This is a genomic window from Cupriavidus sp. UME77, from assembly GCF_014170355.1.
GTDB lineage: Bacteria > Pseudomonadota > Gammaproteobacteria > Burkholderiales > Burkholderiaceae > Cupriavidus > Cupriavidus basilensis.
In genome coordinates, this window is the sequence record NZ_LZZU01000076.1 from 1 (window position 1) to 3,507 (window position 3,507).

Consider the following 3,507-nt stretch of genomic DNA (forward strand, 5'->3'; position numbering starts at 1 on the left):
TGTCTCGGGTACGCGTGCAACCGGTGGGGAGGGGGGAGGCAATGTCACCGTGCATGCCGCCAATGCGGCAGCTAACGGCCACAACAGCAAGCGCTTCTTCTTCATGGTGACTCCTTGCGCCCGGTGCCAGCGAGGCAATCTGAATGCAGGCACCTGTCTCCATATTTATAGAGGATGGGGCAAGGAAGGCGAGAGGAAAGCGTGCGGACGCGCACCGCTCTCGCTACTTCGGCGCGGCGCCGCTGCCCTCCGAGGCAAGGGGGCCGGCAAGCGCGAGCTGACGGCGAAGCGCTTCCGTGGTGTGGCCCTGCCCGTCGGGGCGCCAGCCGGGCGGCAGGAAGAGAAAGCCGAGCATCGCACCCAGGCTGCGTGCTTGCGCGAGGTCCCGTCCAAGGTCGAGCCACTGCTGGAACTCGACACGCAGCGGATTGCGCGAGCGCATCGGCGTGACCAGCCCATAGCGGCACGGCACGTCGCCGCGCTCGGCCACGTAGGTGCCGAAGAGCCTGTCGAAGACGATCAGCACGCCGCCGAAGTTGGCATCGAGGTATTCGATGTTGGCGGCGTGATGAACCCGATGCGCGGACGGCGTATTCAGGACATATTCCAGCCAGCCGAGCCGCGGGATCCAGGTTGCGTGAATCCAGAATTGATAGAGCAGGTTCAGCGACAAGGTCGCGATTACCACCTCGGGCGGAAAGCCCAGCCACACCAGGGGCGTGAAAAACAGCGTGGTGCCTGTCAGCTTGCCGGTCCAGCCAAGGCGGTAAGCTGTCGACAAGGTGAGCTGGTTAGGCGAGTGATGGACGGCGTGCGTGGCCCAGAAGAAGCGCACGCGGTGCGCCGCGCGATGGTACCAGTAGTAGCAGAACTCCTGGCCGATGAACAACGCCACGCCCAGCAGCCAGCTGTTGAGCACGATGGTTTGCAGGCGGTGTTCCCAGGCTAGTGCGAATACGGGCGCCGCCAGCGACAAGGGCAGGAAGACCAGGATCTTGCGCCCGGCCAGGTCTACCAGCGACAGCCACGCCTCATGCCAGTCGAACGTGCCGGGCTTGCGCCAGTGCAGCACCAGCGCCTCCATCAGGGACGCGCCGACCACCACCGGCAAGGCATAGAGCTGAAGGATTTCCAGACGGGTCATGACGGCTCCCGGAGCATGAAGGGGATAGTATGCGGATGATTATATGAGCTAGTATCAGGTTTGCTTACTCGCGTTCCGGAGTCCACGCCATGACCCTGCAAACCCCTGAAGACAACGGCCCGAAGCGGCGCCGGCCGATGCAAGCGCGATCCCTGGAGAAGCTGGAACTCATATTTGAGTCGACCATCCGCCTCCTGGACAAGGAGGGGCTGGAGGGTTTGAGCACCAACCGGATCGCCGAGGTGGCCGGCATCAGCATCGGTACGCTCTACCAGTATTTCTCGAACAAGCAGGAAGTGATGGAAGCACTGGGGCGCCGGGAGATCGAGAGCGTGATGGGGCGCCTGGGCCTCTTGCTCAGCGCGCCCGGCACGCCCGACCCCACGGCGCGCGCCAGGCTATTGGTGCGTGCATTGCTAAGTGCATTTGGCGGCCGTCACCGCGTGCGCAAGCTCTTGCTGGAGGTAGCGCTGGCCTCGGGCAGCAGGCAGGCGCTGGAAGGCTCCGCGGCGCAGGTCGCGCAGTGGCTCAGTTCGGGCCACGCCGTGGACGCCGAGAACCGCGCGCTTGTCATGCGGCCGATGGCCGCCTTCGTCCTGACGCAGGCCGTCATGGGTGTGATGCGCAGCGCGCTGGCGGCGGACGAAACCCTGCTGGCCGATCCTGAACTGGAGGACAACCTGGTGCGCTTGATCCGGGGATTCCTGAATGAGGGTGCCGCGCGGCATCAGGCAGCCGCAGGGGGTGCCTGATGCCGTTCCTGATCACATCAAAATGATGTCGTACTGTTCCTGTGTTTTGGAAAAAATCATTATAAAACAATGAGATATTTGTGATATTTCTGGTTTTTTCCGGTTTGGCTACCGTTGTGGCTACCAATTAATGGTGCGCTGGGGTGATACGCAGTGAGGCTGCAACTGTCCGCTTCAGTTGGAACAGATAAGGCCGACCCAGTGATTCACACGGTCACGTCCGGCTGCTGCCCTGCCTGTTGCGAATACTGTCCCGTTCAGAGTCTAGCGTGCGAGGCCGATTTAGTCCCCACGAAGGGAGGGCGATGGCTCGGGCCGAGATTGCGCGAGCCGTGAGATACTCAGCGCCCAGGCCCGCTCGAAAAAAGAGAACGTACTACGGGCCCAATTTACTGAGTCTGGATTTTTGACGGGAGATAGTCTTGGTTGGTCAATCCACAGTAGCGAAGAGGCTCTATGCCAAGCGGGGAGAGTTCCTTCAGAAGCCTGCAAAGAAGTCGGCTCAACGAGCTGTGGCAGATGCGCTTCAAGCGCTAAGCAAGATCGGGGATCGTAAGGAGAAGTCCGGCGAGAACGGCGATTACGTGCGCGCTGTTATTTACCATCGCGCATACACGGATATGCACTTCGGCATTTTCGCATCCTACGAGAAGGGAACGCACCAGTTGGTAGTTGCCGAAGACGATTCGGCAGAGATGTTGACTGTGGAGCAGGTGGCTCCGCCCGATTCAGCGGACAAGACGAAGAGAAATGAGTTCTTAGAAGGCATCTGCTATTTCGGGTTATTCAAGAACCACATCCTTGTAGTGCAGTCCTCTGCGCTGCGCGTCAAGCAGCTAGAGGCGCACCTGAACTGGTTGCTTCAACGCGGGCAGGCGATTTCGAACAACGATAATCTCATCCTTGGGGACCAAGTTTCAAAGGCCACGCGGGATAAGATTCGAAAAGCACACGTCAAAGAGCTGGAGTTCGGGACGCCGCTGGTGAATGTGACCGAGGTCACCGATCCGCAGGTAACGCAGCAGGCTGGTGTTCGAACGTCAGTGATGGAGTATGCCGGACTCGGCATCGATATACTGCGCCAAGCTATCGGAGCCGAGAGGCTAGACAAGTTGCACCTAGCGGACGCCATTGATGGCAATCTCGAAGTAACCATCCGTGTGCGCTACAAGAGGAAGACCACGGAACGTGGGCACAAGCTTCTCGATAACATCGCGATTGCCGCCCGCCACATGGATGAGGACGATGTTACTAACTTTTCAGAAAGTATTGTCAGGCCGCAGCGTATTGGCACTCCGGCTGGCGAAAGAACGACTTGACTAACTCAGGCAGTCGTTGAATGCGACGTAACGCACTTCTCGCCAATTTCTTCATTTCGTTCTTTCCCTGGACTAAACGCTTGGAGACTTGCCGCTTCACGTGCGCCCACACCTGCTCGTCGGGGTTCAGGTGAGGAGAATACGGCGGCAGGTAGAACAGCTTCAGCCGGCCTTGCTCACTTTCGACGTATGTTTTGACTAGCTTGCTTCTGTGTACCGGATGCCCGTCCACCACCACAAAAACCGGCTTGGTCGCGCCGATCATCAATCGCTTGAGAAACTCGATAAACAC

General features: G+C 59.5%; 4 protein-coding genes. 2 read left to right on the plus strand and 2 right to left on the minus strand.

From position 1 onward, the window contains the following. Window positions 1–223 precede the first annotated feature (223 nt). Entirely contained in the window at window positions 224–1,144 is a 921-nt protein-coding gene (locus tag A9975_RS30250; protein ID WP_183035977.1) for a sterol desaturase family protein, read from the minus strand. Between the two features lie 89 nt (window positions 1,145–1,233). Here A9975_RS30250 and A9975_RS30255 point away from each other — a divergent pair, with 89 nt between their 5' ends. After that, window positions 1,234–1,896, plus strand: coding sequence for a TetR/AcrR family transcriptional regulator (locus A9975_RS30255; protein ID WP_183035978.1), 663 nt, complete (start codon window positions 1,234–1,236; stop codon window positions 1,894–1,896). Window positions 1,897–2,318: 422 nt separating this feature from the next. Continuing rightward, the gene (locus A9975_RS30260; RefSeq protein ID WP_183035979.1) at window positions 2,319–3,215 is read left to right on the plus strand and encodes a hypothetical protein; all 897 of its coding nucleotides are present in this window, start codon (window positions 2,319–2,321) and stop codon (window positions 3,213–3,215) included. Here the strand turns inward: A9975_RS30260 and A9975_RS30265 are convergent. Then, a partial coding sequence (locus tag A9975_RS30265; RefSeq protein WP_183035980.1) for a transposase occupies window positions 3,169–3,507 on the minus strand: 339 nt, incomplete at its 5' end. The genes A9975_RS30260 and A9975_RS30265 overlap by 47 nt on opposite strands.